This window comes from Cupriavidus pauculus, from assembly GCF_002858765.1.
Lineage (GTDB): Bacteria > Pseudomonadota > Gammaproteobacteria > Burkholderiales > Burkholderiaceae > Cupriavidus > Cupriavidus pauculus_B.
Genome location: NZ_PJRP01000008.1, coordinates 141,507 through 163,509, shown reverse-complemented (window position 1 = coordinate 163,509; position 22,003 = coordinate 141,507). Strand labels below are relative to the sequence as shown.

At 66.9% G+C, this 22,003-nt stretch carries 19 protein-coding genes and 1 pseudogene; 12 read left to right on the top strand and 8 right to left on the bottom strand.

What is annotated here, in order from left to right; genetic code table 11:
• Positions 1-16 precede the first annotated feature (16 nt).
• From CYJ10_RS18065 to CYJ10_RS18025, 9 genes are all read left to right on the top strand, one after another.
• Positions 17-1,606 carry a gamma-glutamyltransferase family protein gene (locus CYJ10_RS18065; protein ID WP_101682853.1) on the top strand — a complete coding sequence of 530 codons (1,590 nt, stop codon included), beginning with the start codon at positions 17-19 and terminating at the stop codon, positions 1,604-1,606.
• 200 nt (positions 1,607-1,806) lie between these two features.
• The gene (gene tcuA, locus CYJ10_RS18060; protein ID WP_101682852.1) at positions 1,807-3,246 is read left to right on the top strand and encodes an FAD-dependent tricarballylate dehydrogenase TcuA; all 1,440 of its coding nucleotides are present in this window, start codon (positions 1,807-1,809) and stop codon (positions 3,244-3,246) included.
• Complete coding sequence (gene tcuB, locus CYJ10_RS18055; RefSeq protein WP_101682851.1) at positions 3,233-4,405, top strand: tricarballylate utilization 4Fe-4S protein TcuB; 1,173 nt, start codon at positions 3,233-3,235, stop codon at positions 4,403-4,405. Before tcuA ends, tcuB begins: the two co-directional genes overlap by 14 nt.
• 47 nt (positions 4,406-4,452) lie before the next feature.
• Positions 4,453-5,241, top strand: a complete 789-nt coding sequence (locus tag CYJ10_RS18050; protein WP_101682850.1) for a class II aldolase/adducin family protein — start codon at positions 4,453-4,455, stop codon at positions 5,239-5,241.
• Positions 5,242-5,459: 218 nt separating this feature from the next.
• Positions 5,460-6,428 (top strand): Bug family tripartite tricarboxylate transporter substrate binding protein, encoded by a 969-nt coding sequence (locus CYJ10_RS18045; protein ID WP_257993403.1) that lies wholly within the window; start codon positions 5,460-5,462, stop codon positions 6,426-6,428.
• A 36-nt stretch (positions 6,429-6,464) separates the two neighbouring features.
• On the top strand, positions 6,465-7,355 hold the full coding sequence (locus CYJ10_RS18040; RefSeq protein ID WP_101682849.1) for an amidohydrolase family protein: 891 nt from the start codon (positions 6,465-6,467) through the stop codon (positions 7,353-7,355).
• A gap of 55 nt (positions 7,356-7,410) precedes the next feature.
• Positions 7,411-8,421 carry a Bug family tripartite tricarboxylate transporter substrate binding protein gene (locus CYJ10_RS18035; protein ID WP_101682848.1) on the top strand — a complete coding sequence of 337 codons (1,011 nt, stop codon included), beginning with the start codon at positions 7,411-7,413 and terminating at the stop codon, positions 8,419-8,421.
• Positions 8,422-8,429: 8 nt separating this feature from the next.
• Positions 8,430-9,434, top strand: a complete 1,005-nt coding sequence (locus CYJ10_RS18030; protein ID WP_101682847.1) for a D-2-hydroxyacid dehydrogenase — start codon at positions 8,430-8,432, stop codon at positions 9,432-9,434.
• 151 nt (positions 9,435-9,585) lie between these two features.
• On the top strand, positions 9,586-9,993 hold the full coding sequence (locus tag CYJ10_RS18025; RefSeq protein WP_257993402.1) for a response regulator: 408 nt from the start codon (positions 9,586-9,588) through the stop codon (positions 9,991-9,993).
• Between the two features lie 23 nt (positions 9,994-10,016).
• Here CYJ10_RS18025 and CYJ10_RS18020 read toward each other — a convergent pair whose 3' ends face one another.
• Positions 10,017-10,658, bottom strand: a complete 642-nt coding sequence (locus CYJ10_RS18020; RefSeq protein ID WP_101682846.1) for an HD domain-containing protein — start codon at positions 10,656-10,658, stop codon at positions 10,017-10,019.
• 142 nt (positions 10,659-10,800) lie between these two features.
• Between CYJ10_RS18020 and CYJ10_RS18015 the strand changes: the two genes are divergently transcribed.
• Both CYJ10_RS18015 and CYJ10_RS18005 read left to right on the top strand, forming a co-directional pair.
• A complete protein-coding gene (locus tag CYJ10_RS18015) occupies positions 10,801-11,787 on the top strand; it encodes a GlxA family transcriptional regulator (RefSeq protein ID WP_101682845.1) in 987 nt (328 codons plus the stop codon).
• 335 nt (positions 11,788-12,122) lie between these two features.
• Entirely contained in the window at positions 12,123-12,395 is a 273-nt protein-coding gene (locus tag CYJ10_RS18005; RefSeq protein WP_180862972.1) for a hypothetical protein, read from the top strand.
• Positions 12,396-12,466: 71 nt separating this feature from the next.
• Here CYJ10_RS18005 and lpdA read toward each other — a convergent pair whose 3' ends face one another.
• The 3 genes and pseudogenes from lpdA to CYJ10_RS17995 form a co-directional block, all read right to left on the bottom strand.
• The gene (lpdA, locus tag CYJ10_RS18000; protein ID WP_257993415.1) at positions 12,467-13,882 is read right to left on the bottom strand and encodes a dihydrolipoyl dehydrogenase; all 1,416 of its coding nucleotides are present in this window, start codon (positions 13,880-13,882) and stop codon (positions 12,467-12,469) included.
• 183 nt (positions 13,883-14,065) lie between these two features.
• Positions 14,066-14,281: pseudogene (locus CYJ10_RS34820) on the bottom strand (biotin/lipoyl-containing protein); the annotation flags it as partial.
• 204 nt (positions 14,282-14,485) lie between these two features.
• Positions 14,486-15,214: an SDR family NAD(P)-dependent oxidoreductase gene (locus tag CYJ10_RS17995; RefSeq protein ID WP_101682841.1), complete on the bottom strand. Its 729-nt coding sequence runs from the start codon at positions 15,212-15,214 to the stop codon at positions 14,486-14,488.
• Positions 15,215-15,419: 205 nt separating this feature from the next.
• On the opposite strand from CYJ10_RS17995, the gene CYJ10_RS17990 reads away from it, so the two are divergent.
• Positions 15,420-16,376, top strand: a complete 957-nt coding sequence (locus CYJ10_RS17990) for an LLM class oxidoreductase (RefSeq protein ID WP_101682840.1) — start codon at positions 15,420-15,422, stop codon at positions 16,374-16,376.
• 42 nt (positions 16,377-16,418) lie between these two features.
• Here the strand turns inward: CYJ10_RS17990 and CYJ10_RS17985 are convergent, their stop codons facing one another.
• From CYJ10_RS17985 to CYJ10_RS17970, 4 genes are all read right to left on the bottom strand, one after another.
• Positions 16,419-17,591, bottom strand: a complete 1,173-nt coding sequence (locus CYJ10_RS17985) for a YbfB/YjiJ family MFS transporter (RefSeq protein WP_101682839.1) — start codon at positions 17,589-17,591, stop codon at positions 16,419-16,421.
• Positions 17,592-17,733: 142 nt separating this feature from the next.
• Entirely contained in the window at positions 17,734-18,645 is a 912-nt protein-coding gene (locus tag CYJ10_RS17980) for a LysR family transcriptional regulator (protein ID WP_101682838.1), read from the bottom strand.
• Between the two features lie 147 nt (positions 18,646-18,792).
• Positions 18,793-19,527 (bottom strand): hypothetical protein, encoded by a 735-nt coding sequence (locus CYJ10_RS17975; RefSeq protein WP_101682837.1) that lies wholly within the window; start codon positions 19,525-19,527, stop codon positions 18,793-18,795.
• Positions 19,528-19,535: 8 nt separating this feature from the next.
• Positions 19,536-21,698 (bottom strand): TonB-dependent receptor, encoded by a 2,163-nt coding sequence (locus tag CYJ10_RS17970; RefSeq protein WP_101682836.1) that lies wholly within the window; start codon positions 21,696-21,698, stop codon positions 19,536-19,538.
• Positions 21,699-22,003 lie beyond the last annotated feature (305 nt).

Sequence of the window (22,003 nt, the reverse complement as noted above, 5' to 3'; positions counted from 1 at the left end):
CTTACCTGTTCCGCCCATGTTGCCTTTTGATTGGTCCTTCCCGTATCCGTCCCAGAAGATGCCGCTGCTGGCCGCCAATGCCGTCAGCACCAGCCAGCCGCTGGCCGCACAGGCCGGCTTGCGCATGCTCTATGAAGGTGGCAACGCCATCGACAGCGCCATTGCCACGGCGATTGCGCTGACCGTGGTGGAGCCCGTCATGAACGGTATCGGCGGCGACATGTTCACGCTGGTCTGGCACGAAGGGCAGCTCTACGGCCTGAATTCCAGCGGCCGTGCGCCGGCAGCCTGGACGCCCGAATACTTCGCCGGACGCGACCGCATGCCGTCCGTCGGCTGGGACACCGTGACGGTGCCCGGACAGGTGGCCGGCTGGAAGGCGCTGTCGGCGCGCTTCGGCAAGCTGCCGTTCGCGCGGCTGTTCGTGCCGGCCATCGAGTACGCGGAGCAGGGCTTCATGGTGTCGCCGCAGATCGCGCGCCAATGGGCCGCCCAAGTGCCGGTGCTGCGCGACCAGCCCGGCTTTGCCAAGGCGTTCCTGCGTGATGGCCGCGCGCCGCAGGCCGGCGAGCGCTGGCGCTTTCCGGAGCAGGCCGCCACGCTGCGCAAGATTGCCGAAAGCGACGGCGAGAGCTTCTATCGGGGCGAACTGGCCGAGCGCATCGTGGCGTTCGCCCAGGAAACCGGCGGCGCGCTGCGCGCCGGCGATCTGGCCGCGCACCAGCCGGCCTGGGTGGAGCCGATGAAGCGGGACTTCCGTGGCTACACGCTGCACGAGATCCCGCCGAACGGGCAGGGCATCGCCGCGCTGATCGGCCTGGGCATTCTGGACCGGTTCGACCTGGAAGGCATGGGCGTGGACAGCGCCGACTTCTATCACGTCGGCATCGAGGCCATGAAGCTGGCCTTTGCCGACCTGCACCGGCATGTGTCGGACCCTGCGACGATGCAGCACGCGCCGGCGTCGTTCCTGGACCCGGCCTACCTGGCCGAACGCGCCGCCCTGATCGACCTCAAGCGCGCGGGCAGCCCGTCAGCCGGCATGCCGAAGATCGGCGGCACCGTGTACCTGACGGCGGCCGACGCCGCGGGGTCGATGGTGTCGTTCATCCAGTCGAACTATCGCGGGTTTGGCTCGGGCGTCGTGGTGCCCGGCACGGGCATTTCGCTGCACAACCGAGGCGAGGGCTTCAACCTGAAGCCGGGTCACGCCAATTGCGTGGCGCCGGGCAAGCAGCCGATGCACACCATCATTCCGGGCTTTGTCACGCGCAATGGGGCGCCGGTGATGTCGTTCGGCGTGATGGGCGGGTCGATGCAGGCGCAAGGCCACGTGCAGATGATGGCCCGGCTGGCCGCCTTCGGGCAGAACCCGCAGGCGATGAGCGACGCGCCGCGCTTCCGCGTGGAGCACGGCCCGGTGGTCAACGTTGAAAGCCACCTGCCGGCCGACGTGGTGGCGGCGCTGCGCGAGCGCGGCCACCGGGTGGAGGTGGCGCCGCACGACAGCCTGGAATTCGGCTCCGCCCAGCTGATCTACAAGGCGGAACATGGCTATATCGCCGCTTCGGATTCCCGGCGCGACGGGCAGGCCGTGGGGTTCTGACCATCGAGGGATGACGGGGGAGAGGCCCGGCGCCGCAGGCAGGGGCGTCGCCGGGTAGCCATCACGAATCGTGATACCCCCATGCCGGACAAGGGCTTAGCAGGGTTCCGCCCTGCGGATAGAGTCGCGGACAGACTCACGAAGGCATAGATAGCCGTGTCCATCCCCACTCCCAATCCCCGCAGTCAGGGCGTCCGCGCATGATCGACGTCCTGGTAATCGGTGGCGGCAATGCCGCCCTTTGTGCCGCGCTGATGGCCCGCGAGGCCGGCGCCAGCGTCATGTTGCTGGAAGCCGCGCCGCGCGAATGGCGTGGCGGCAATTCTTCCCACACCCGCAACCTGCGCTGCATGCACGACGCGCCGCAGGACGTGCTGGTCGACGCCTATCCCGAAGAGGAATACTGGCAGGACCTGCTCAAGGTCACGGGCGGCCTGACCGACGAAACGCTGGCCCGGCTGGCCATCCGTGCGTCGTCGACCTGCCGCGACTGGATGCGCAGCCACGGCGTGCATTTCCAGCCGCCCTTGTCTGGCGCCCTGCACGTGGCCCGTACCAACGCGTTCTTCATGGGCGGCGGCAAGGCGCTGGTCAATGCGTACTTCCGCAGCGCCGAGCGCCTGGGCGTGCAGATCCGCTACAACGCCCCGGTCGATGCGATCGAACTGGACGGCAGCCGCTTCGTGGCGGCGCGCATCGGCAGCGAGCGGATCGAGGCCCGGGCCTGCGTGCTGGCGGCCGGCGGCTTTGAATCGAACCGTGAATGGCTGCGCGAAGCCTGGGGCCAGAACGAGCGCGGCGAATGGCCCGCCGACAACTTTCTGATCCGCGGCACCCGCTTCAACATGGGCGTGCTGCTCAAGCACATGATTGCCCAGGGCGCCGACGCCATCGGCGATCCGTCACAGTCGCACTGCGTGGCCATCGACGCCCGCGCGCCGCTCTATGACGGGGGCATCTGCACGCGGATCGACTGCGTGTCGCTGGGCGTGGTGCTCAATGCCAATGCCGAACGCTTCTACGACGAGGGCGAGGACTTCTGGCCCAAGCGCTACGCGATCTGGGGCCGCCTGGTGGCGCAGCAGCCGCAGCAGATTGGCTATTCGATCATCGACGCCAAGGCCGTGGGCCGCTTCATGCCGCCGGTGTTCCCGGGCGTGAAGGCCGATACGCTGCCCGAACTGGCGCGCAAGCTGGGCCTGGAAGAGGCCACGTTCATGCGCACCATCAACGACTACAACGCCGCGTGCCGCGTGGGCAAGTTCGACCATACGACGCTGGACGACTGCCATACCGAGGGCGTGACGCCAGCCAAGACGCACTGGGCCCGCCCCATCGACACCGCGCCGTTCTTCGGGTACGCGCTGCGTCCCGGCATCACCTTTACCTATCTGGGCCTGAAGGTGAACCAGGAATCGGCCGTGCATTTCGGCGGCAAGCCCAGCCAGAACCTGTTCGTGGCGGGCGAGATGATGGCCGGCAACGTGCTGGGCAAGGGCTATACGGCCGGCGTGGGCATGGCCATCGGCACGGCATTCGGCCGTATCGCGGGCACCCATGCCGCCAAGGCGGCAAACGCGGCCAGCCACGCAGGCGCGGCAACGCAGGCATCACGGGAAGAGGAACATGCAACATCTTGAAGCGCTGACGCGCGAAGCGGCGGCGCTGGCCAACGGTGCGCTGCCCCTGACCACCGACGAGGCCGAAGTTGCCCGTACGCTGCAGATCTGCAATGCCTGCCGCTATTGCGAAGGGTTCTGCGCGGTCTTCCCGGCCATGACACGCCGGCTGGATTTTCCCAAGGCGGATATCCATTACCTGGCCAACCTGTGCCACAACTGCGGTGCCTGCTATCACGCGTGCCAGTACGCGCCGCCGCATGAGTTTGCCGTCAACATCCCGCAGGCGATGGCCAAGGTCCGCGTGCAGACGTACGGCGACTACGCGTTTCCGGCGGCACTGGGCGGACTGTACCGGCGCGCCGGCATGACGATGGCGCTGGCACTGGCCGGCGGCCTGGCGCTGTTCCTGCTGATGGTGCTGGCGATGCGCGGCACGCTCTGGCATGAACCGCTGGCCGGCAACTTCTACGCGATCTTCCCGCACAACCTGCTGGCGGCCATGTTTGGCGTGGTGTTCCTGTTTGCCTGCGGGGCGCTGGGCATCGGCGTGACGCGGTTCTGGCGCAAGGTCACGCCTGGCACGCGCGACGGCGACGAACGCGGCGCCGCCACGGGCGGGGCGGTGCACGATGCGCTGAAGCTGAAATACCTGGATGGCGGGCACGGGCAGGGCTGCAACAACGACGACGACGCGTTCACGCTGCTGCGCCGCCGCTTCCATCACTTCACGTTCTACGGCTTCATGCTGTGCTTTGCGGCGACTGCCGTGGCCACGCTCTACCACTACCTGCTGGACCTGCACGCGCCGTATCCGGTCACGAGCCTGCCGGTGCTGCTGGGCATCGCGGGCGGCATCGGGCTGCTGATTGGGCCGGCCGGCCTGCTGTGGCTGAACCTGAAGCGCGACGAACGCACGATGGACACAAAGCAGAAGCCGATGGACCGTGGCTTTATCGCGCTGCTGTTCCTGACCAGCGCAAGCGGCCTGGCGCTGCTGGCGTTCCGTGACACCGGTGCCATGGCGTCGCTGCTGGCCGTCCACCTGGGCATTGTGATGGCGCTGTTCCTGACCTTGCCATATGGCAAGTTCGCGCACGGCATCTTCCGTAGCGCCGCACTGCTCAAGTTCCACATCGAAAAACGCCGGCCCAGCGATCTCGCGCTGGGGTCGGACTGAACAGCATCCACTGAATCCAGATACCGAATCCACCAAGGAGACACATCATGACGAAACCCGGTGTGCTGAGCATCCCGTCGATGCGCGGCCAGTGCAGCGAGGCGGAATGGCAGGCGCGCGTGGACCTGGCGGCCTGCTACCGGCTGGTCGAGCTGTATGGCATGGCTGACATGATGGCCAACCATATCTCGGTGCGCGTGCCGGACGAGGAAGACGCCTTCCTGATCAACCCGTACGGCATGATGTACGAAGAGATCACGGCGTCGTGCCTGATCAAGGTGGACCACGCCGGCAAGATCCTGTCGGCCCCCGACTTCGGCCCGCTGAACTACGGCGTCAACAAGGCCGGCTACGTGATCCACAGCGCCGTGCACCACGCGCGCCCCGAGGTAGCCTGCGTGATCCACACGCATAGCTGGGCATCGATGGCGGTGTCGTCGCTCGAATGCGGGCTGCTGCCGATCACCCAGACCGCCATGCGCTTCCTGAAGATCGGCTACCACGACTACCAGGGCGTGGTGCTGGACACCGCTGAGCAGGAGTCCCTGATTGCCGACCTGGGTCGTGGCGAAGCGCTGATCCTGCGCAACCACGGCGCGCTGACCGTGGGCAATTCGGTGGGCGAGGCCTTCAACTGGATGCACCGGCTGGAACTGGCCTGCCGCTCGCAGGTGGCCGCCATGTCGTGCAATACGCCGCTGCAGAAGGTATCGCCCGACGTGCTGGAAGAGACCTGGAACAACTACCAGCCCGGCACGCGCCGCCCCTATGGCCTGATGGAATGGCCGGCGTTGCTGCGCAAGCTGGACCGGCTGGACCCGGGCTTCCGGGACTGACGGGCGGACGGCACTGACCGTCCGCTACCGGTTGTCGCCCTTCTCCCGCGTGGCGGGAGAAGGGCCGGGGGACAGGGCAAGCCTTTCAAATTGAGGCGTGCAGCCATCCAGAACCTCAAGCCCTCTCCCTCAACCCCCGCTCCCGTACACGGGAGCGGGGGCGCAAGTCAAAAAACAGACATTGAAGAACGCCCCGTTTGGCAGGCTGGAGTAGACAAATGAACCGCAGAACCATGCTGGCGCAGATCCTTGCGCTTGGCGCCGCCCCCTATGTGCTCAGCGCCCGCGCGCAGCCCGGCAAGCCGGTAACGCTGATCGTGCCGTTCGCCCCTGGCGGCAACCTCGACGTTGTGGCGCGCGCCATTGCTCCGGCGCTGGAGCAAAACCTGGGCCGCAATGTGATCGTCGACAACCGCCCGGGCGCGGGCGGCGTGATCGGGGCCTCGGCGGTGGCGCGTGCCGAGCCCGATGGCGCCACGCTGCTGGTGACCACGCCCAACGCGGTGGTGGTGCTGCCCAAGATGACGCGCACCAACTTCAAGCTGGCGAGCTTCAGCCCGGTGGGCCTGATGTCCACCACGTCGCTGGTCGTGGTCGTCAAGGGCGGCGATACGCGCTTCAAGGACGTCGAGGCGCTGCTGGCCTACGCACGTGCCAATCCCGGCAAGCTGGCGGCGGGTCATGCCGGCCCCGGCACGACCAACCACATGGCGCTGTTGCAGCTTGAGGATGCCGCGAAGATCCGGTTGAATCAGGTGCCGTACAAGGGCTCGGCGCCCGCGCTGGTCGACCTGATGGGCGGCCAGATCGACATGGTGGTGGACCAACTGACCAGTTCCGCGCCGCATATCCAGTCTGGGGCGTTGCGCGCGCTGGCCGTGATGTCGCGCGACCGCGATGCCACGTTGCCCAAGGTGCCCACGCTGCGCGAGGCGGGCCTGGCCAACTTCGAGGCCACCACGGCCACCGGCCTGCTGGCGCCAGCGGGCACGCCGGCCGCCGTGATCGACACCCTCAACGCCGCGCTGCGCAAGGCGCTGGCCGAAGGCAGCGTCAAGAGCCGGCTGCAGAACGTGGGCAGCGTGGCGCAGGCATCGTCGCCGCAGGAACTGCTGGCATCGCTGCAGAAGGAAGACGCCCGCGCCCAGGCGCTGGCCACGGCTGGCCGACTCAAGGCCGCCGAGTGACCGTACCCGAAGGCACCTGAACAAGCGAAGGAATCCATGACACGCCCCTGCCTGCCGCCGCTGGCATCGATCACGCCGCCGTCGTTTCGCGCACCGGCCGGTGCCTGCGACAGCCATGCCCACGTATTCGGGCCCTATGCCCGGCATCCGCTGGCCGATGACCGCAGCTATACGCCGACCGAGCATCCGGCCGAGGCTTTCATCGCCCACCTCGACGAACTGGGCCTGACGCGCGGCGTGCTGGTAACAGCCAGCGCCAGCGGCACCGACAACAGCGTGGTGATCGACGCCCTGCGCCAATACCCCACGCGCCTGCGCGGTATCGCCGTGCCGGCGGCCGACACTACCGATGCACAGCTCGACGCCTGGCACGACGCCGGCGTGCGTGGCGTGCGCATCAACCTGTACCAGATCGGTGGCCACGCGGTGTATCGCAACGGCGTGGGCATCGAGGTGCTGGAAGCGCTTGCGCCGCGCCTGAAGGCGCGTGGCTGGCATGCGCAGATCTGGATTCACGCCCCCGACCTGGTGGAGCTTGGCCCGCGCCTCAAGGCGCTGGGACTGCCACTGGTGATCGACCACATGGGCCGCATGGCCACGTCGCGTGGCGTGGCCGATGCGGGGTTCCAGGCGCTGTGCGCACTGCTGGCCGAAGGCGTCGCCTGGACCAAGATCTCGGGTGCAGACCGCCTGCAGCCCGCAGGCGCGCCGTATCGCGACGTCGATCCGTTCGTGGCGGCACTGCTGGCGGCCAATCCGGAGCAGATCGTGTGGGGCTCCGACTGGCCGCACATCAACTATTTCGATCCGGCGCAGATGCCGGACGACGGCGTGCTGTTCAACCTGCTGGCGCGCTGGATACCCGACGAGGCCACTCGCCACCGTGTGCTGGTGGCGAATCCGGCCCGGCTATACGACTTCGGATGACGGCACCGAAGCCATCAGGACACCACAACTACAACGACTGGAACGGAGACATCGCATGAACCCGACAACGCCCCCCGCAACGCCCCGGAATCCCTTCTGGCACAACGCCGCCGCCAGGCTGCTGGCCTGCGCCCTGACGGCTGGCCTGACGCTGGCCGCACCGGCTCGCGCCGACGACTATCCGGCCAAGCCGGTGCGCGTGGTGGTGGCCTTCACGGCCGGCGGCACCACCGACATGCTGGCGCGCAGCGTCAGCCAGCAACTGGCCCAGCGATTCAAGCAATCGTTCGTGGTAGACAACCGGCCGGGTGCGGGCGGCAATATCGGTACCGAGTTCGTCGTGCGCTCGCCCGCCGATGGCTACACGATGCTGGTCAACTCGGTAGGCCCGATCTCGATCAACCAGACGCTGTACAAGAAACTCAACTACGATCCGCTGACCGATCTGGTGCCCGTTGTGCAGATCGCGGACGTGCCCAACGTGCTGGTGGTGCATCCGTCCCTGCCGGTGAAGTCGTTCGAGGAGTTCGTGGCGTATGCCAAGGCGAACCCCGGCAAGCTGAACTACAGCTCGACGGGCGTGGGCACGTCGTCGCACCTGTCGGGTTTCATGCTGACCGAGCGGATCGGCACGCAGGCCACACATATCCCGTACAAGGGCGCCGATGCGCTGAACGATCTGCTGTCCGGGCGCGTGCAGTTCATGTTCGCGACCATCCCGTCGGTCATGCCGCATATCCAGGCTGGCAAGCTGCGCGCACTGGCCGTTTCGAGCGCCAAGCGCTCGCGCTCGCTGCCCGACCTGCCCACGGTTGCCGAAAAGGGCTTCCCTGGCTTCGAGGCCGGTTCCTGGTTCGGCTTCTTTGCACCCAAGGGCACGCCGCAGGACGTGATCACCAAGGTCAATCAGGCCGTCAACGAGGCGCTGCCGTCGCTGCAGGCGCAGATGATTCGCGAAGGCGCGGACCCGGTGGGCGGATCGCCGAAGCAGTTCGGCGACTTCACGCGCAAGGAATACGTCAAGTGGAAGGCCGTGGTGAAAGCCTCCGGCGCCACGGTGGATTGAGCCGCGCCATGTCAGCCGAAGCCCTGCGTATCCTGCTGTCCGCCGCCGCGCTGGCGTCGCACCGGGCGGCCATCGACGCGGCCATGGCGGCCGCCGGTGTCCCCTGGCAAGCGGTGGTCGTGCCCCAGGTGGACGACCCGCGCGTCCTGGACGCGGACGTGGCCTTTGTCTCGCGCGACGTGACGGGCCTGTCTACCAAGCACGAGATCCTGCCCGCTACGCAGCGCTTCTATACGGCGATGCTCGAAGCGCCGTCGCTGCGCTGGACCCACACGCATTCGGCGGGCGCCGATCGTGCGATATTCGGGCAGTTGCGCCAGCGCGGCGTGACCGTCACCACATCGTCCGGGGCCAACGCGGGCGTGGTGGCCCAGACGGCGCTGGCCGGCCTGCTGGCACTGGCACGGCATCTGCCGCAACTGATCGACGCGCAGCGGCAATCGCGCTGGGCGCCGCTGATCGGCAGCGGCCTGCCCCGAGACCTGCAGGGCCAGCGTGCCACCATCGTCGGGTGGGGGCCGATCGGACAGCAGATTGGCGCGGTGCTGCGCGTGCTGGGGTTGGCGGTGACGGTGGTCAGGCAGCGTGCCGCGCCGATGGAGGCCGGATTCCGAGCGGTCACGTTCGAGCAGTTCGGCACTGTCTTGCCGGAGACTGACTGGCTGATCCTGGCCTGTCCGCTGACCGACCGCACACGCGGGCTGGTCGATCGTGCCGCGCTGGAGCAGTTGCCGGCCGGGGCGCGGCTGGTCAACGTGGCGCGCGGCGAGGTAGTCGACGAAGCCGCGCTGATCGATGCCCTGCGCGCGGAACGGCTGGGCGGCGCATACCTCGACGTGTTCGCGCACGAGCCGCTGGCGTCGTCGTCGCCAATCTGGTCGCTGCCGAACGTCATCGCCACGCCGCACAGCGCCGGCTTCTCCGATGGCAACGCCGCGCGCGTGGTCGACATCTTCCTGGACAATCTGCGACGGTGGTCGATGGGGGAGACCCTCAGAAACCGGGTGGACTGATCAATTTCAGACGCTTCTGCATGGTATTGCGGAAATTTCCGCAACCGGCGCGGGCGGGAACGCGTTGACAATGGGTCATCGCATGTCCCGACCCGCCATCACCGTGCCCAATACCGCCGCTCCAATACCGACCGCCGTTCCGGCGTCTGCCTTGTCGACGCTCCCGCGCGTCGTCGTCGCCGAAGATAATCCCGTTTGCCTGCTGGTGCTGGTGGAACAGTTGCGCGTCATCGGCGGTTGCCAGGTCGTGGCCTGCGAAGATGGCCACGCAGCCTGGGCAACGCTGCAGCAGGGGGCGGCCTTGCTGCTGACCGATATCGGTCTGCCTGGAATGGGTGGCCTGGGCCTGGCGCGGGCGATTCGCCGTGCCGAGGGGCAAGCCAGCGAGGCAGACCAAAGCGGCCATCGGCTGCCCATCATCGCGGTCACTGCCACGGCAGACAGCAAGACGCGCAGAGAGTGCCTGGCAGCCGGCATCGACATGGTGCTGGCAAAGCCGGTCAGCACCGAGATGCTGACGCATCTGGTGGGCCGCTACCTCAGCCGCCGACCCGACTGACCGCCACGCGCCACAACCGGGCCTCAGCCTTTCCAGGCCGACGCACGGATGACGCTGCAGAAATTGCCGCGGTGGAAGTGCCGGTCCTTGTCGGCCAGTACATCGGCCTTGACGTTGCCAAACGTGGTATCCGGCTTGTGCTGGATGCCGTCGTAGAACGCCTGGATGATGTCTTCCTTGAAGTGCGGGGTGCGCGGATGGGCGTGCACCACGGTGTCGCGATCGGCGTCGGCAAAGGTGTCGTACCGAATGCCCAGCACATCCATCTCGACCCCGGCTGTTACCAGTGCGATCTCGGGGGCCATGAACTCCGGAATGCCAGGCGTGGTGTGCAGCGCAATGGCGGTCCACACCTTTTCCACCTCCCGTTCACCAATGCCACGGCTGCGCAGGAAGTCGGCGGCCACGTTGGCGCCGTCGACCTCGAAACGCTTGTCGGGGCTGCTATGGGCGTGGGTCAGGCCCATGTCGTGGAACATCGCGCCGGCATACAGCAGTTCGGGGTCGTAGCTGAGCCCGCGCTGCAGGCCAGCCAGCGCAGCCCAGTAGTAGACGCGGCTGGAGTGGTGGAAGAGCAGCGGCGACTCGGTGTCGCGCACGAGTTCGGTGATGTCACGGGCCAGCTGGCTGTCAGGAATGGCGATGTCGCCGGTGGTGAAACGCATGGTGGCTCCTGTTGGTGAGGGGTTGCCTGGAGTCTAGGCGTCGCGGTAGGATGTCTTCAATCGTCGCAATACGACGAATTTGGACATACCCGGACGATCCGGACAAGCCGGCTCGTCTGCGTCGGATAGACCCCATTTCGCCATGCCCGCTACCCGTACCATCGGCCTGTTGGCCATCGAGGGCGTCCAGTTGCTGGACGTATCCGGCCCGCTGGACGTTTTTGCCGAAGCCAATGTGCAGGCCGGCGCCACGGTCTACCAGATGAAGGTGGTGGCGGTACGACGCGGGCCGCTGACGTCATCGTCGGGCGCCAGGCTGCTGCCCGACATCGTGATCGAGGACGACACGCCGAGCGCTTCGCCGTCGCGCTTCCACACGCTGCTGGTGGCCGGTGCACCCCATGCCGGCAACGCGCCCGCAGAGCCCCTGGTGCTTGACTGGATTCGCCGCACGGCCCCGGCGGCGCGCCGTTACGGCTCCGTCTGCAGCGGCGCCTTCCTGCTGGCGGAGGCTGGCCTGCTCGATGGTCGCCGCGCCACCACGCACTGGGCCGCCGCCGATGCGCTGGCGGCACGGTTTCCGAAGGTGACCGTGGATGCCGATGCCATCCACGTGCGCGATGGCAAGGTGCGCACGGCGGCGGGTGTGACAGCGGGCATGGACCTGGCGCTGGCGCTGGTCGAGGAAGACCTGGGTCGGGACATCGCCCTGAAGGTGGCCAGCCAGCTTGTGATGTTCTTCAAGCGGCCCGGCGGGCAGGGCCAGTTCAGCCGCCGCGAAGCGCCCGCCGCGGCAAATCGCTCGGCCCTGCAGGAACTGCAGCGCTGGGTGGCCGCCCACCCGGCGGCGGCCCACGACGTGCCAAGTCTGGCCGCGCGCATCGGCGTCAGCGCGCGGCACCTGTCGCGCCTGTTCCACGAGGAGGTTGGCGTCACCCCGGCCAACTGGGTGGAGGCCGCGCGCGTGACCGCTGCGCGGCAACTGCTGGAGGAGGGCAACGTCGCGCCCAAGCAGGCAGCCGCCGAGTGCGGCTTTTCCAGCGTCGACACACTGCGCCGCGCGTTCCTCCGAGTCGTCGGCGTGACGCCGGCCGAGTATCGCAAGCGGTTCGTGTCGGTGGTGGATTGATGGGTTTCTTCCCGGTGCCGATGCATCTTCGGCGCTGACGTCCCTGGTTCAAGGATTTGGCGATTTACCGGGATATCCCGCGCTGAACAGAATGGCCGCTCACTTCATTGAGGGGCCAGAATGCCAGACATCCGATACGCATTAAAGAACGGCGACAAGACGACCGGCGGGATGCTGTGTGCGTCGGGGGGCGGGAATGATGACGCATCACGGCCAGCCGGTGGCTGTGGAAGGCGACATCGGGACATGCCTGCTTTGCGCGGCCATAGGTGTGACCTACGGGGTAGTGACCGGGCCAGGGGTGATCGTCACCGGGCTGGTGGGAGGCGTGCTCTTTGGAACGATGGGATATTTTGGGGCAGACTACTTGGCCCAAAGAGCCTGAATTGGCGGAAACGGCCTTCGGCTTCCTGCAAGGCAATATCGAGTACTGGTGGTACGTGTACTGGGAGCCTTACTGGGAATCGCTCGACAAGGACAAGCAGGAGGCGTTTCTGGCGGGTGCCACGGATGCCTGGCAAGCCTGCTTCTGGCGCCATGTCGGAGAGGGCAGGGAGGTTTTTGAAGAAATGGCCCGCTCGCGCTCGCAAGAAGCGGACTGGCGTTAGCGTTCGTAGGGGTCCTGCTTCCGCACATCCTAATGGCGAGCAGAAGCAGGTGTTTCCTGGGTAGATGCCCCTCACATATTCAACGCCCGCTTCTGTACCGCCAGCGCGGCTTCGCGCATGACCTCCGACAGCGACGGGTGGGGGTGGCAGATCATGCCGATGTCCTCCGACGCCGCCTTGAATTCCAGCGCGACCACGCCTTCGGCGATCAGGTCCGAGGCATTGGCCGCGATGATGTGGACGCCCAGCAGTTCGTCGGTTTTCGCGTCGGCGATCATCTTGATGAAGCCGTCGGGGCGGCCCATGCCCATCGCGCGGCCGTTGGCCTGCATCGGGAACTGGCCGGTGCGGTACTCGCGGCCTTCGGCCTTCAACTGCGCCTCGGTCTTGCCCACCCAGGCAATTTCGGGCTCGGTGTAGATCACCCACGGAATGCAGTTGTAGTCGATGTGCGGCTTCTGGCCGTCGATGACTTCGGCCACCATCACGCCTTCGTCCTCGGCCTTGTGCGCCAGCATCGGGCCGCGCACCACGTCGCCAATGGCGTAGATGCCGGGCACCGCGGTGCGGCAGTTGTCGTCGACTGGGATGAAGCCGCGCGCATCGGCCGACAGGCCCACGGCGTCCAGGCCCAGGTTGTCGGTGTTCGGCACGCGGCCGATCGAAACGATCAGGCGGTCTGCCTCGAGCTTCTGCTCGGCGCCGGCTTGGTCCTTGTAGGCGATGGTCACGCCCTTGGGCTTGGTCTTCACCTCGCCGATATTGACGCCCAGGTGGATGGTCAGCCCCTGCTTCTTGAACACCTTGGCGGCCTCCTTGGCGATGGCGTCGTCGACGGCGCCCAGGAAGGCGGGCAATGCTTCGAGAATGGTCACTTCGGCGCCCAGGCGGCGCCAGACCGAGCCCAGTTCCAGCCCGACGACGCCCGCGCCGATGACGGCCAGCTTCTTCGGCACGGAATCGAAGGACAGGGCGCCTTCGTTGTCGGACACGATCTTGTTGTCGACGGGCACGCCGGGCAGGTGGCGGGCCTTCGAGCCGGTGGCAATGATGACGTTGCGCGCGGTGTAGGGCTTGGTGTCGCTGCCGTCGCTGGCTTCCACGGTGACCACGCCATCGGCCGCGCGCCCCTTGAACTTGCCGTGGCCCTTGATCCAGGTGACCTTGTTCTTGCGGAACAGGAATTCCACGCCGCCGGTGAACTTGTCGACGATGGCGGCCTTGCGCCGGATCATCTGCGTCAGGTCCAGCGACACGCCCTTGATCTGCACCCCATGGTCGGCCATGCCGTGCTGCGCGTGTTCAAAGTGTTCGGACGATGCCAGCAGCGCCTTGCTGGGGATGCATCCCACGTTCAGGCAGGTGCCACCCAGGCGCGGCTTGCCCGCTTCGTCCTTCCATTCCTCGATGCAGGCCACGGTCTTGCCCAGTTGCGCGGCCCGGATGGCGGCGATATAGCCGCCGGGACCCGATCCAATCACGATCACGTCGAAGTCTGCCTTGGCCGAGGCGCTGGCGCCGCCGCCTGTCGCAGCGGCAACTGTAGGCGCGGCTGACGCAGCGGCCGGGGCAGCGGCGGGTGCCGCAGCAGGCGCGGGCGCAGGTGCAGGGGCCGGCGTGGCAGCCGGGGCGGCTGCGGCCTTGGCGTCGGTGTCCACCACCGCGATCACCTCGTCTGCGTGAACGATCGCGCCGTCCGGTTTGACGATCTGGGCCAGGACGCCGTTGTCCGGACAAGGCACTTCCAGCGTGACCTTGTCGGTTTCCAGTTCCACGAGGATTTCGTCGCGCTGGACGGCCTCGCCGGGCTTCTTCTTCCACTGGAGCAGCGTGGCTTCCGAGACGGATTCGGAAAGCTGGGGCACCTTCACTTCGATCGTGGCCATGTTCTTCCTTCTGGGTTTTCGTGTGGCGAAAGCTTCCAGTCTAGGAGAGCACGCGTGCGGCCATATGATGCCTGGATAGGGGTTTACACTTATCAAAACGCAAGACGGCCCGCCGGAGGGGCGGGCCGTCTTGCTGGTAGCCGGTAGTGCAGGGTAGTGCCGCACCATGCCGGGACGGCCGGGTGGGCCGCCCCGGCGGGCGACTTAGTGGCCGGCGCTCTGGCCGCCGTCGACGTGCAGGATCTCGCCGGTAATGAACGGTGCCGATTCCAGGAACAGCACGGCCTCGGCGATATCGCTCATTTCGCCCATATGGCCCATCGGGTGCAGCGCGCCAAGCGCTTCATGGGTTTCCGGCGCGTGCATCGGCGACTTGATGATGCCGGGCGACACGGCGTTCACACGGATGCCCCGGCGGGCATATTCCACGGCCAGCGACTTGGTGGCCGAGTTGATGCCGCCCTTGGTCAGCGATGCCAGCACCGACGGCACGCCCTGGATGGCATGGTCGACCAGGCTGGTGGTGATGCTCACCACGTGGCCGCTGCCCTGCTTTTCCATCTGCGCGATGGCCAGTTGCGTGATGTAGAAGAAGCCGGCCAGGTTCACGCCGGTCTTGGTGGCGAAGTCCTCGGCCGTGTAGCTGGTAAAAGGCTTGGCGATGAAGATGCCGGCGTTGTTGACCAGGGCATCGACGCGGCCAAACTTCTCGATGGCCTGCGAGACCACCCGGCGGGCGGTGTCGGGATCGGCGATGTCGCCCGGCACGGCCATGATGTTGGCGTCATCGGGTTGTTGGATGCTGCGCGCGGTGGCCACGACGCGGTAGCCGCGCTGGCGGTAGGCCTTGACCAGCTCTGCGCCGATACCTTGCGAAGCGCCCGTGACGATGGCGACCTTTTGCGTTGCTTGGGTGGTTTGCGTGGTGCTCATGATTTTGCCTCTTTGATTTGGTTGACCTTGGCATCGCTGCCAATCGAATCGACGTGGTCGATGGATGCAAATGTAGGTGAGGCAAGCCCGCGATTGAACGGCACCGCCGCACAAACAGTTATGCGCGGCGGTAACAAGTGCGGGGGCGTGGCATGATGCGGCGATCTGTCAGGGAACGGAGGATGCGATGACGACGCTTGGAGGTATGGCGGCCGGCGTGCAGCCCATCGAGACAACGGTGTTCCGTCAGGACGCCCTGTCGGTGGGCCTGGTGCTGCCGCTGCTGGGCAAGGGCGAGATCGCACCGGATTTCCATGCGCAGCTGGACCTCGCGGCGCGCGCCGATGCACTGGGCTACCGGGCGTTATGGGTGCGCGATGTGCCGCTGAACAGCGCGGGGTATCCCGATCCGGTCGGGCATCTCGATCCCTGGGTGCTGCTCGGTGCGCTGGCCACGCGGACCCGGCGGATTGCGCTGGCCAGCGGTGCCATCGTGCTGACGCTGCGGCATCCGCTGCATATCGCCAAGGCGGCGATTTCAGTTAGTGCGCTATCGGGTCAGCGCTTCATCCTGGGGTTGGGATCGGGCGACCGTCCCCCTGAATATGCTGCATTCGGCCGCGACACCGAAGCGCGGCGCGACCTGTTCCGTGATCATTGGGAGACTGTTGGCGCGTCCGTCGGGGTGCCGTCGCGCGTGATGCCGGACCTGCAGCCCGAAGGCGCGCCGGACTTCTACCTGCTGCCGCACCAGCCGCGCGCCGTGCCGCTGCTGGCGGTGGGCTCGGGTGGGCAGAGCGTCGACTGGATCGCGCGTCATGCCATTGGCTGGATGACCTATCACCGCGATCCCGACACCCAGCGTGAGCGGCATCGGCTTTGGCGTATTGCTGTGGAGCGCGGGGCGCCCGAGCAGTTTCGGGCCTTCGGTGCGGCCATGCGTCTGGAATTGTCCGAGCGGCCTGACGAGGCGCCATCGCCATTGAATCTCGGCTATCGCACCGGCGCGCGGGCGCTGATAGACCTGCTTTCGGAAATGCGCGAAGCGGGCACGCATCACGTGGCGCTCAATATCACCGATTCGGCGCGGCCCCCCGCAGAGGTACTCGAAGAGGTGGCCGAAACGGTGCTGCCGCATTTCCACGGCGCCGCGGTGGCCTGATCTCGCGGGCCGGGCCCAAAGCGCTCCAGGCGTTCCAAGCCGTCAAAGCACGCAGAGCGTGGCGGCGATCACCAGTGCCGTGGCGGCCACGCCCAGCGGTTCGCCAAAGTTGTTGCTGCCGTGCATCAGTGCCGTGGACACCAGCGGGCCAACGATCTGCCCGACGCCATATGCGGCCGTCATCACGGCAAACAGGTTGAACTTGACCCGGTGGGCCAGGCGGCGCGCAGCCGGCGCGGCGATCGTGACAGTGCCCATGAACGTGCCCCCGACCAGCACGGCGCTGATCAGGTAGGCCAGCGCCGTATGGCTCAACGCGGGCAGCACCACGCCCACGGCCTGCACGCCAAGATTCCATTGCATGGCGCGGCGGGTGCCCAGGCGCTCATGCACGGCGTGCCACAGGAAACAGGACGGCGCGGCACCCAGGCCGAAGACGGCCCACACGTGGATCGGATCGATCGGACCCAGCGCGTCGCGCACAAACAGCGGCAGGTAGGTGGCGGTAATGATGTAGCCGAAGCCTGCCAGGCCGTAGCTGGCAATCAGCGGTGCCGGGCCGAGGATGCCCTGCGGGGCCACGGTGGCAGACGGTGCATCGCCGGTGCGGGCCTGCAGGCCCAACGCCTGCCATGCCAGCCCGCTCAGAACCAGCGCGCCGATGGCCAGCCCGAGCCATAGCACCAGGCTGTGCCACTGTGCCAGGTTACCGACCGCGATCAGTTCGGCGGATACCACGATGCCGATCCCCACACCGGAAAACATCAACGGCGCGCGATCGTGCCGGCCCCGCACGTGCAGCAGCCACGACGCGGCGCCGACCAGGGCCAGCGCGCTGAGCACGCCGGAAACAAAGCGAACGACGACCAGCCCCGAGCCGGGCAGCGGCAAGGCCAGTGCCGCCAGCGACACCACCGTCCCGGCCAGCGCCACGCGCGACCAGAAGCCGGCCCGGGCGGGCGCGACGCGCGCGGCCAGCAGCGCACCCAGCAGGTAGCCCGCATAGTTGGCCGACGCGGCGAGCGACCCTGTCGCCACGCTCATCGTGCCGTCTCGCACCATCAGCGGATACATGCCCGTGAAGGCAAAGCGGCCGAATCCCATCGCCACGGCCAGCGCCAGCGCGGCCGCGATGGCTTCGCCCAGCGATTTCCCTGCGCCGGCGTCGCTTTGGGTTTGCGGAACGGGAACGGAGGAGGCGGTGGCATTCGACATGATCGCGGGCTGCTATCCATGATTCTCTAAACGAGATGAATAACAATATAAAAATCTTTATATGGGAATGATAGACGCGGCCGCCGCCCTGGCTTGTTCCGCCATGTATCAAGTGATGTTCCGGATGCGCAAAAGGGGGCGGCTACGCGGAGAACTTGTCGACCAGGAAGTCGACGAACGTGCGCACCCGCCGCGAGACATGCCGCGCATGCGGGTAGAGCAGCACGAACGGGCGCGTGCTGCCGCCATAGTCCTGCAGCACTTGCACGAGCGTGCCTTCACGCAGGTCCTGCTCGACGACGAAGCGATAGGTCTGGAACAGGCCAGCACCGGCCCGGGCCAGCGTGGCGCCGCCGAGGGCGTCTTCGGACGTGGCGATGGCCCCCGTGGTGACCACGTCGATATCTTCGCCATCCTGGCGAAACGTCCATGGAATGCGCCGGCCGCTGCTGGGGCGTTCAAACTGGATGCATTCGTGCGCCAGCAGGTCGTCGAGCGTCTTCGGGGTGCCGTGGCGCTTCAGGTACGCGGGGGTGGCCACCACCACCATTTCCGCATCTTCCAGCTTGCGCGCGATCAGCGTGGAATCGTCGGGCGCGCGGCCACGCACGGACAGGTCATAGGTGTCGTCGGCAAAGTCCACATTGCGGTTGCTGATATGGACGTCGACATCCACCTCGGGGTATCGCTCGCGGAATTCCGGCAGCACCGGCAGCACGCGGTAGTGCGCGTACGGGGTGGGCAGGCTGATGCGCAGGCGGCCGGCGGGCGTGGCGTGCTGGCCGCTGATCTGCCGCTCGGCATCCACCAGCTGGGCCAGCGCCTGGCGGGTCTCGTCGAAGTAGGTGCGGCCTTCGTCCGTCAGCCGGATCTGGCGCGTGGTGCGCACGAACAGCCTGACGCCGAGCCGCTCCTCCAGCCTCGACACACTGCGGCTGACCGCCGCCGGCGTCACGCCCGCCGCCACGGCCGCCGCCGTGAAGCTGCTGAGTTCGGCCGCCAGGCAGAACAGTTCGATGCTGCCCAGTTGTAGATCGTCGAATTGGCGCTTCATGGTCGGGTGGGGCGAAAGTGGCAGAACGCAATGATGAGCCACCTCCGGACAATCGGCACCATGGCGGCAGCGTCAATTGCCCGAAGTGTATGCGATGCCACACAACTGCGTGGGGGCCCTCACCCGACTCCAGATACGCCCGACCGCCTAGTGCGGCATCGACGGCTGCCAGCGCGCCGGCACCGGCGTCGCGGGACCGGCCGGTACGTAGAGCGTTGCCGTCGCCCGATGCCGTACCGCCTCGTACGACTTGCCCTCGAACGTGCCGGGCGTGCGCTCCAGATGCACCACGTGCAGGATGTACTGGCCGCGCCACGGGAAGTCGAAGCGAACGCGTCCGTCCTTGCCCGTGGTGGCCTCGCGCGTCCAGGCGTTGGGCGCGATGATGCGCACGTCCGTGGCGGGCAGCGGGGCACCCTGGAAGACCACGCGGTACTCGCCGCGCGTGCCGGTGGGCAGGATGTCGAGCGTCATGGCGTCGGCATCGCCGGCTGGCGTGGCGCCGACCAGACGCGCGTAGAACATCGGCTTGACGATGCCGATGCCGGCACGGGTCCAGTCCTTGACCGCGTAGGCGGATTCCGTGGCCGTCACCGTGGCGCCGCGTGCGGGGCGGGCAAAGGCGAAGCCGCCGGTCTCGCGCCGGGCCGGCAGCGGGTTTGCCTGACCAGGCTGGGCCGCCGTGGCGCGGATTTGCGGGCTGGGCATTTCGTCCAGTCGGCCCGGCGATTGCTCGCGCACCAGCTCCTCGTATTCGCCGAAGTAGAGGTGGCCGCCGGCCTTGTCCTGCTCCAGCCACAGGTAGTGCGCGCGGGCAGCCGTGGGCAGTGCCAGGGCGATACAGGCGGCCGCCAGGCCAGCCATCGATGCAAGGCGTGTCATGGGTGTCCTCACTGGAAGCGGTAACGGGCCGTCAGCATGGCGCTGCGCTTGTCGCCGGGCAGTGCGCCCGAGAACGTCGGCGACGTGTAGTACGTCTTGTCGGTCAGGTTGCGCAGGTTCAGCGTCACGTCGAACTTCTTCTGGCGGTAGTAGATCGCCGCATCCAGCACCACGTACGACGGCACCTGGTACAGGTTCAGCGAATCGGCGTAGCTGTCGCCCTTGTAGGTCAGGCCCAGGCCCACACCCCAGCCGTGCAGCGCCTGCTGCTGGAAGTCGTAGGTCGTCCACAGGCGGCCGCCCGTGCGGGCCACGCCTGCGGGACGCGTGCCGGCGATGCTGCGGTTGTTCACGCCCATGATCGCGTTCGATGCCAGCGTGTTCGATTCCACATCCACGTTCTGCAGCACGAAGTTGGCCAGCACCGTCCAGCCCGGCATCGGCATGGCCGACAGCTCCATTTCCACGCCGCGGCTCTTGTCGCGGCCATCGGGGGTGGGGCTCAGCGCACCCGGCAGCGTGATGTAGTAGTTCTTCCGCGTGGTCTCGAACAGCGACACATTGGTGTTGAGCTTGCCGTCCAGGAATTCGGCCTTGACGCCGATTTCCTTCTGCAGCGCGCTTTCCGGCTCGGCGGACAGCGCCGCCGGCTCGGTCGACACATTGATGAACTTGCTGGTCGATACGCCCGCGTAGAACGACAGCGCGCGCGTGGGCTGCCACACGCCGCCCAGCGAGCCCGACGTCAGGTTCTGGGTGGCGCCGATGGACCGGAACGCCGTGCCCTGGGTGCCCACATCGCTGAACTTCACGTTGTCGTTACGCACCGCGCCGCGCAGCTTGAAGTGTTCGCCAAAGGCCAGCTGGTCCTGCAGGTAGACGCCGACGTCCTCCTGCTTGAGCACCCGGTTGAAGCCCTGTGCGGGCACGGCCGCCAGGCCGGCCAGCGTGGTTTCGGGCACCACCGGCGCGTTGATGTTGAGAATGTTCGGCAGGTTGTAGCCGTTGCGGACGGTATTGATATGGGTGTCCGAATACTCCACGCCGAACAGCACGGTGTGGTCCACCGGGCCGGTGCGCGTCTTCCATACCAGCTCGTTCTGGGCCAGGATGAAGTGGCCGTCGTCGAACTGCGTGCGCGCCGTGCGGCCGGTCATCTGGTTCTGCGCGTTGCCGCCGTTGCCGCCGGCATTGCGGGTCATGTCCAGCGAGCGTTCGTCATAGATGAACGCCGTGCGCATGGTCAGCGCCGGGTCGATGCGCCAGTCGTGACTGACGGTGACGCGGTCGATCAGCTGGCGCGTGTCGTTGAACGGGCTGTAGTAGCGCGCGTCGCGGGGGGCGCCGGCGATCTTGCCCTGGTTGTTGAAAACGATGCCGTAGTTGTCCGGGACGATGCTGATGTCGCGGTGGTCGTAGTCGATCGTCAGCGTCTTGTTGGTGTCGTAGGCCCAGCTGAACGATGGCGAGACCTCGCGGATGTCGCGGCCCAGGCCCCGGTAGCCGTCGCTTTTCTCGTAATCGGCGATCAGGCGCGCATTGACCTGCGAGCTGACCGGGCCACCCACGTCCACATAGGTGCCCCACGTGCCGAAGCTGCCGCCAAAGGCGCCGACTTCGGCACTGAATTTCGGCTGCGGCTGTTTGGTGACGATGTTCACCGTGCCGCCGGGCTGACCCGAACCGTACAGCGCCGAACCGGGGCCCTTGAGCACCTCGATGCGGTCCACGTCGTACATGGTGCGGTAGTAGCCGTTCTGGCTCGGGCCGTCGACGTAGCCATCGCGCAGGAAGCGCATGGCCAGCCCGCGAATCGTGTAGTTGTTGGCAAAACCGTAGCCGCCCGCCAGTTGGGCCTGCGCGCCCGCCGAGTTCTGCAGCGCGTAGTTCAGGTCGATCGCGCCCTGGTCGCGCAGCACGTCCTCGGGAATCACCGAGATGGCGGCCGGGATGTCGCGCAGCGGGGTGTCCGTCTTGGTACCGGTGCTGACCGTCTCGTTGGGATTGCCCGGCAGCGTCTTGCCCGCCGAGACCGTCACGGTCGGCAGCGCCTGGCCTGACGAGGCTGCCTGGGCCAGCGCGGCGGCCGGCAGGCCGGCGATCAGCGCGGACGCAAGAGTGGCAATGGTGCGGGGACGTGGCGCATGGCCGCGACGGGCAGGGTGGTGCATGGCTTCGGACAATTCGGATCAGGTAAGAGAAGCGACGAATGCAATACATTTCGTCGACCGTGGCTGGCGCGCCGCCCGAATCCGGGCCGCTAGCGAGCCAACAGACACTAATAGGAATCATTCGCAGCCCATATGGCTTCGGCGGCAATTCCGGGCAGATGTCCTGCCCATCCGAGTCATTTGTGAGGTGGCCGTTGATGAACTTTCATCGGACGGGGCAAATGTCCGATGCGTCGTTTGTGACGTTTAAAGCACGATTGGTGGCCTGTCGTGCGTGGTGCTTTCGATATAAGTGAGAATCAGTT

Coding starts and splice junctions, on each gene's coding strand:
- CYJ10_RS18065 (WP_101682853.1), top strand. CDS start 17: ATGTTGCCTTTTGATTGGTCCTTCCCGTATCCGTCCCAGAAGATGCCG.
- tcuA (WP_101682852.1), top strand. CDS start 1,807: ATGATCGACGTCCTGGTAATCGGTGGCGGCAATGCCGCCCTTTGTGCC.
- tcuB (WP_101682851.1), top strand. CDS start 3,233: ATGCAACATCTTGAAGCGCTGACGCGCGAAGCGGCGGCGCTGGCCAAC.
- CYJ10_RS18050 (WP_101682850.1), top strand. CDS start 4,453: ATGACGAAACCCGGTGTGCTGAGCATCCCGTCGATGCGCGGCCAGTGC.
- CYJ10_RS18045 (WP_257993403.1), top strand. CDS start 5,460: ATGAACCGCAGAACCATGCTGGCGCAGATCCTTGCGCTTGGCGCCGCC.
- CYJ10_RS18040 (WP_101682849.1), top strand. CDS start 6,465: ATGACACGCCCCTGCCTGCCGCCGCTGGCATCGATCACGCCGCCGTCG.
- CYJ10_RS18035 (WP_101682848.1), top strand. CDS start 7,411: ATGAACCCGACAACGCCCCCCGCAACGCCCCGGAATCCCTTCTGGCAC.
- CYJ10_RS18030 (WP_101682847.1), top strand. CDS start 8,430: ATGTCAGCCGAAGCCCTGCGTATCCTGCTGTCCGCCGCCGCGCTGGCG.
- CYJ10_RS18020 (WP_101682846.1), bottom strand. CDS start 10,658: ATGCGTTTCACCACCGGCGACATCGCCATTCCTGACAGCCAGCTGGCC.
- CYJ10_RS18015 (WP_101682845.1), top strand. CDS start 10,801: ATGCCCGCTACCCGTACCATCGGCCTGTTGGCCATCGAGGGCGTCCAG.
- CYJ10_RS17995 (WP_101682841.1), bottom strand. CDS start 15,214: ATGAGCACCACGCAAACCACCCAAGCAACGCAAAAGGTCGCCATCGTC.
- CYJ10_RS17990 (WP_101682840.1), top strand. CDS start 15,420: ATGGCGGCCGGCGTGCAGCCCATCGAGACAACGGTGTTCCGTCAGGAC.
- CYJ10_RS17985 (WP_101682839.1), bottom strand. CDS start 17,591: ATGTCGAATGCCACCGCCTCCTCCGTTCCCGTTCCGCAAACCCAAAGC.
- CYJ10_RS17980 (WP_101682838.1), bottom strand. CDS start 18,645: ATGAAGCGCCAATTCGACGATCTACAACTGGGCAGCATCGAACTGTTC.
- CYJ10_RS17975 (WP_101682837.1), bottom strand. CDS start 19,527: ATGACACGCCTTGCATCGATGGCTGGCCTGGCGGCCGCCTGTATCGCC.
- CYJ10_RS17970 (WP_101682836.1), bottom strand. CDS start 21,698: ATGCACCACCCTGCCCGTCGCGGCCATGCGCCACGTCCCCGCACCATT.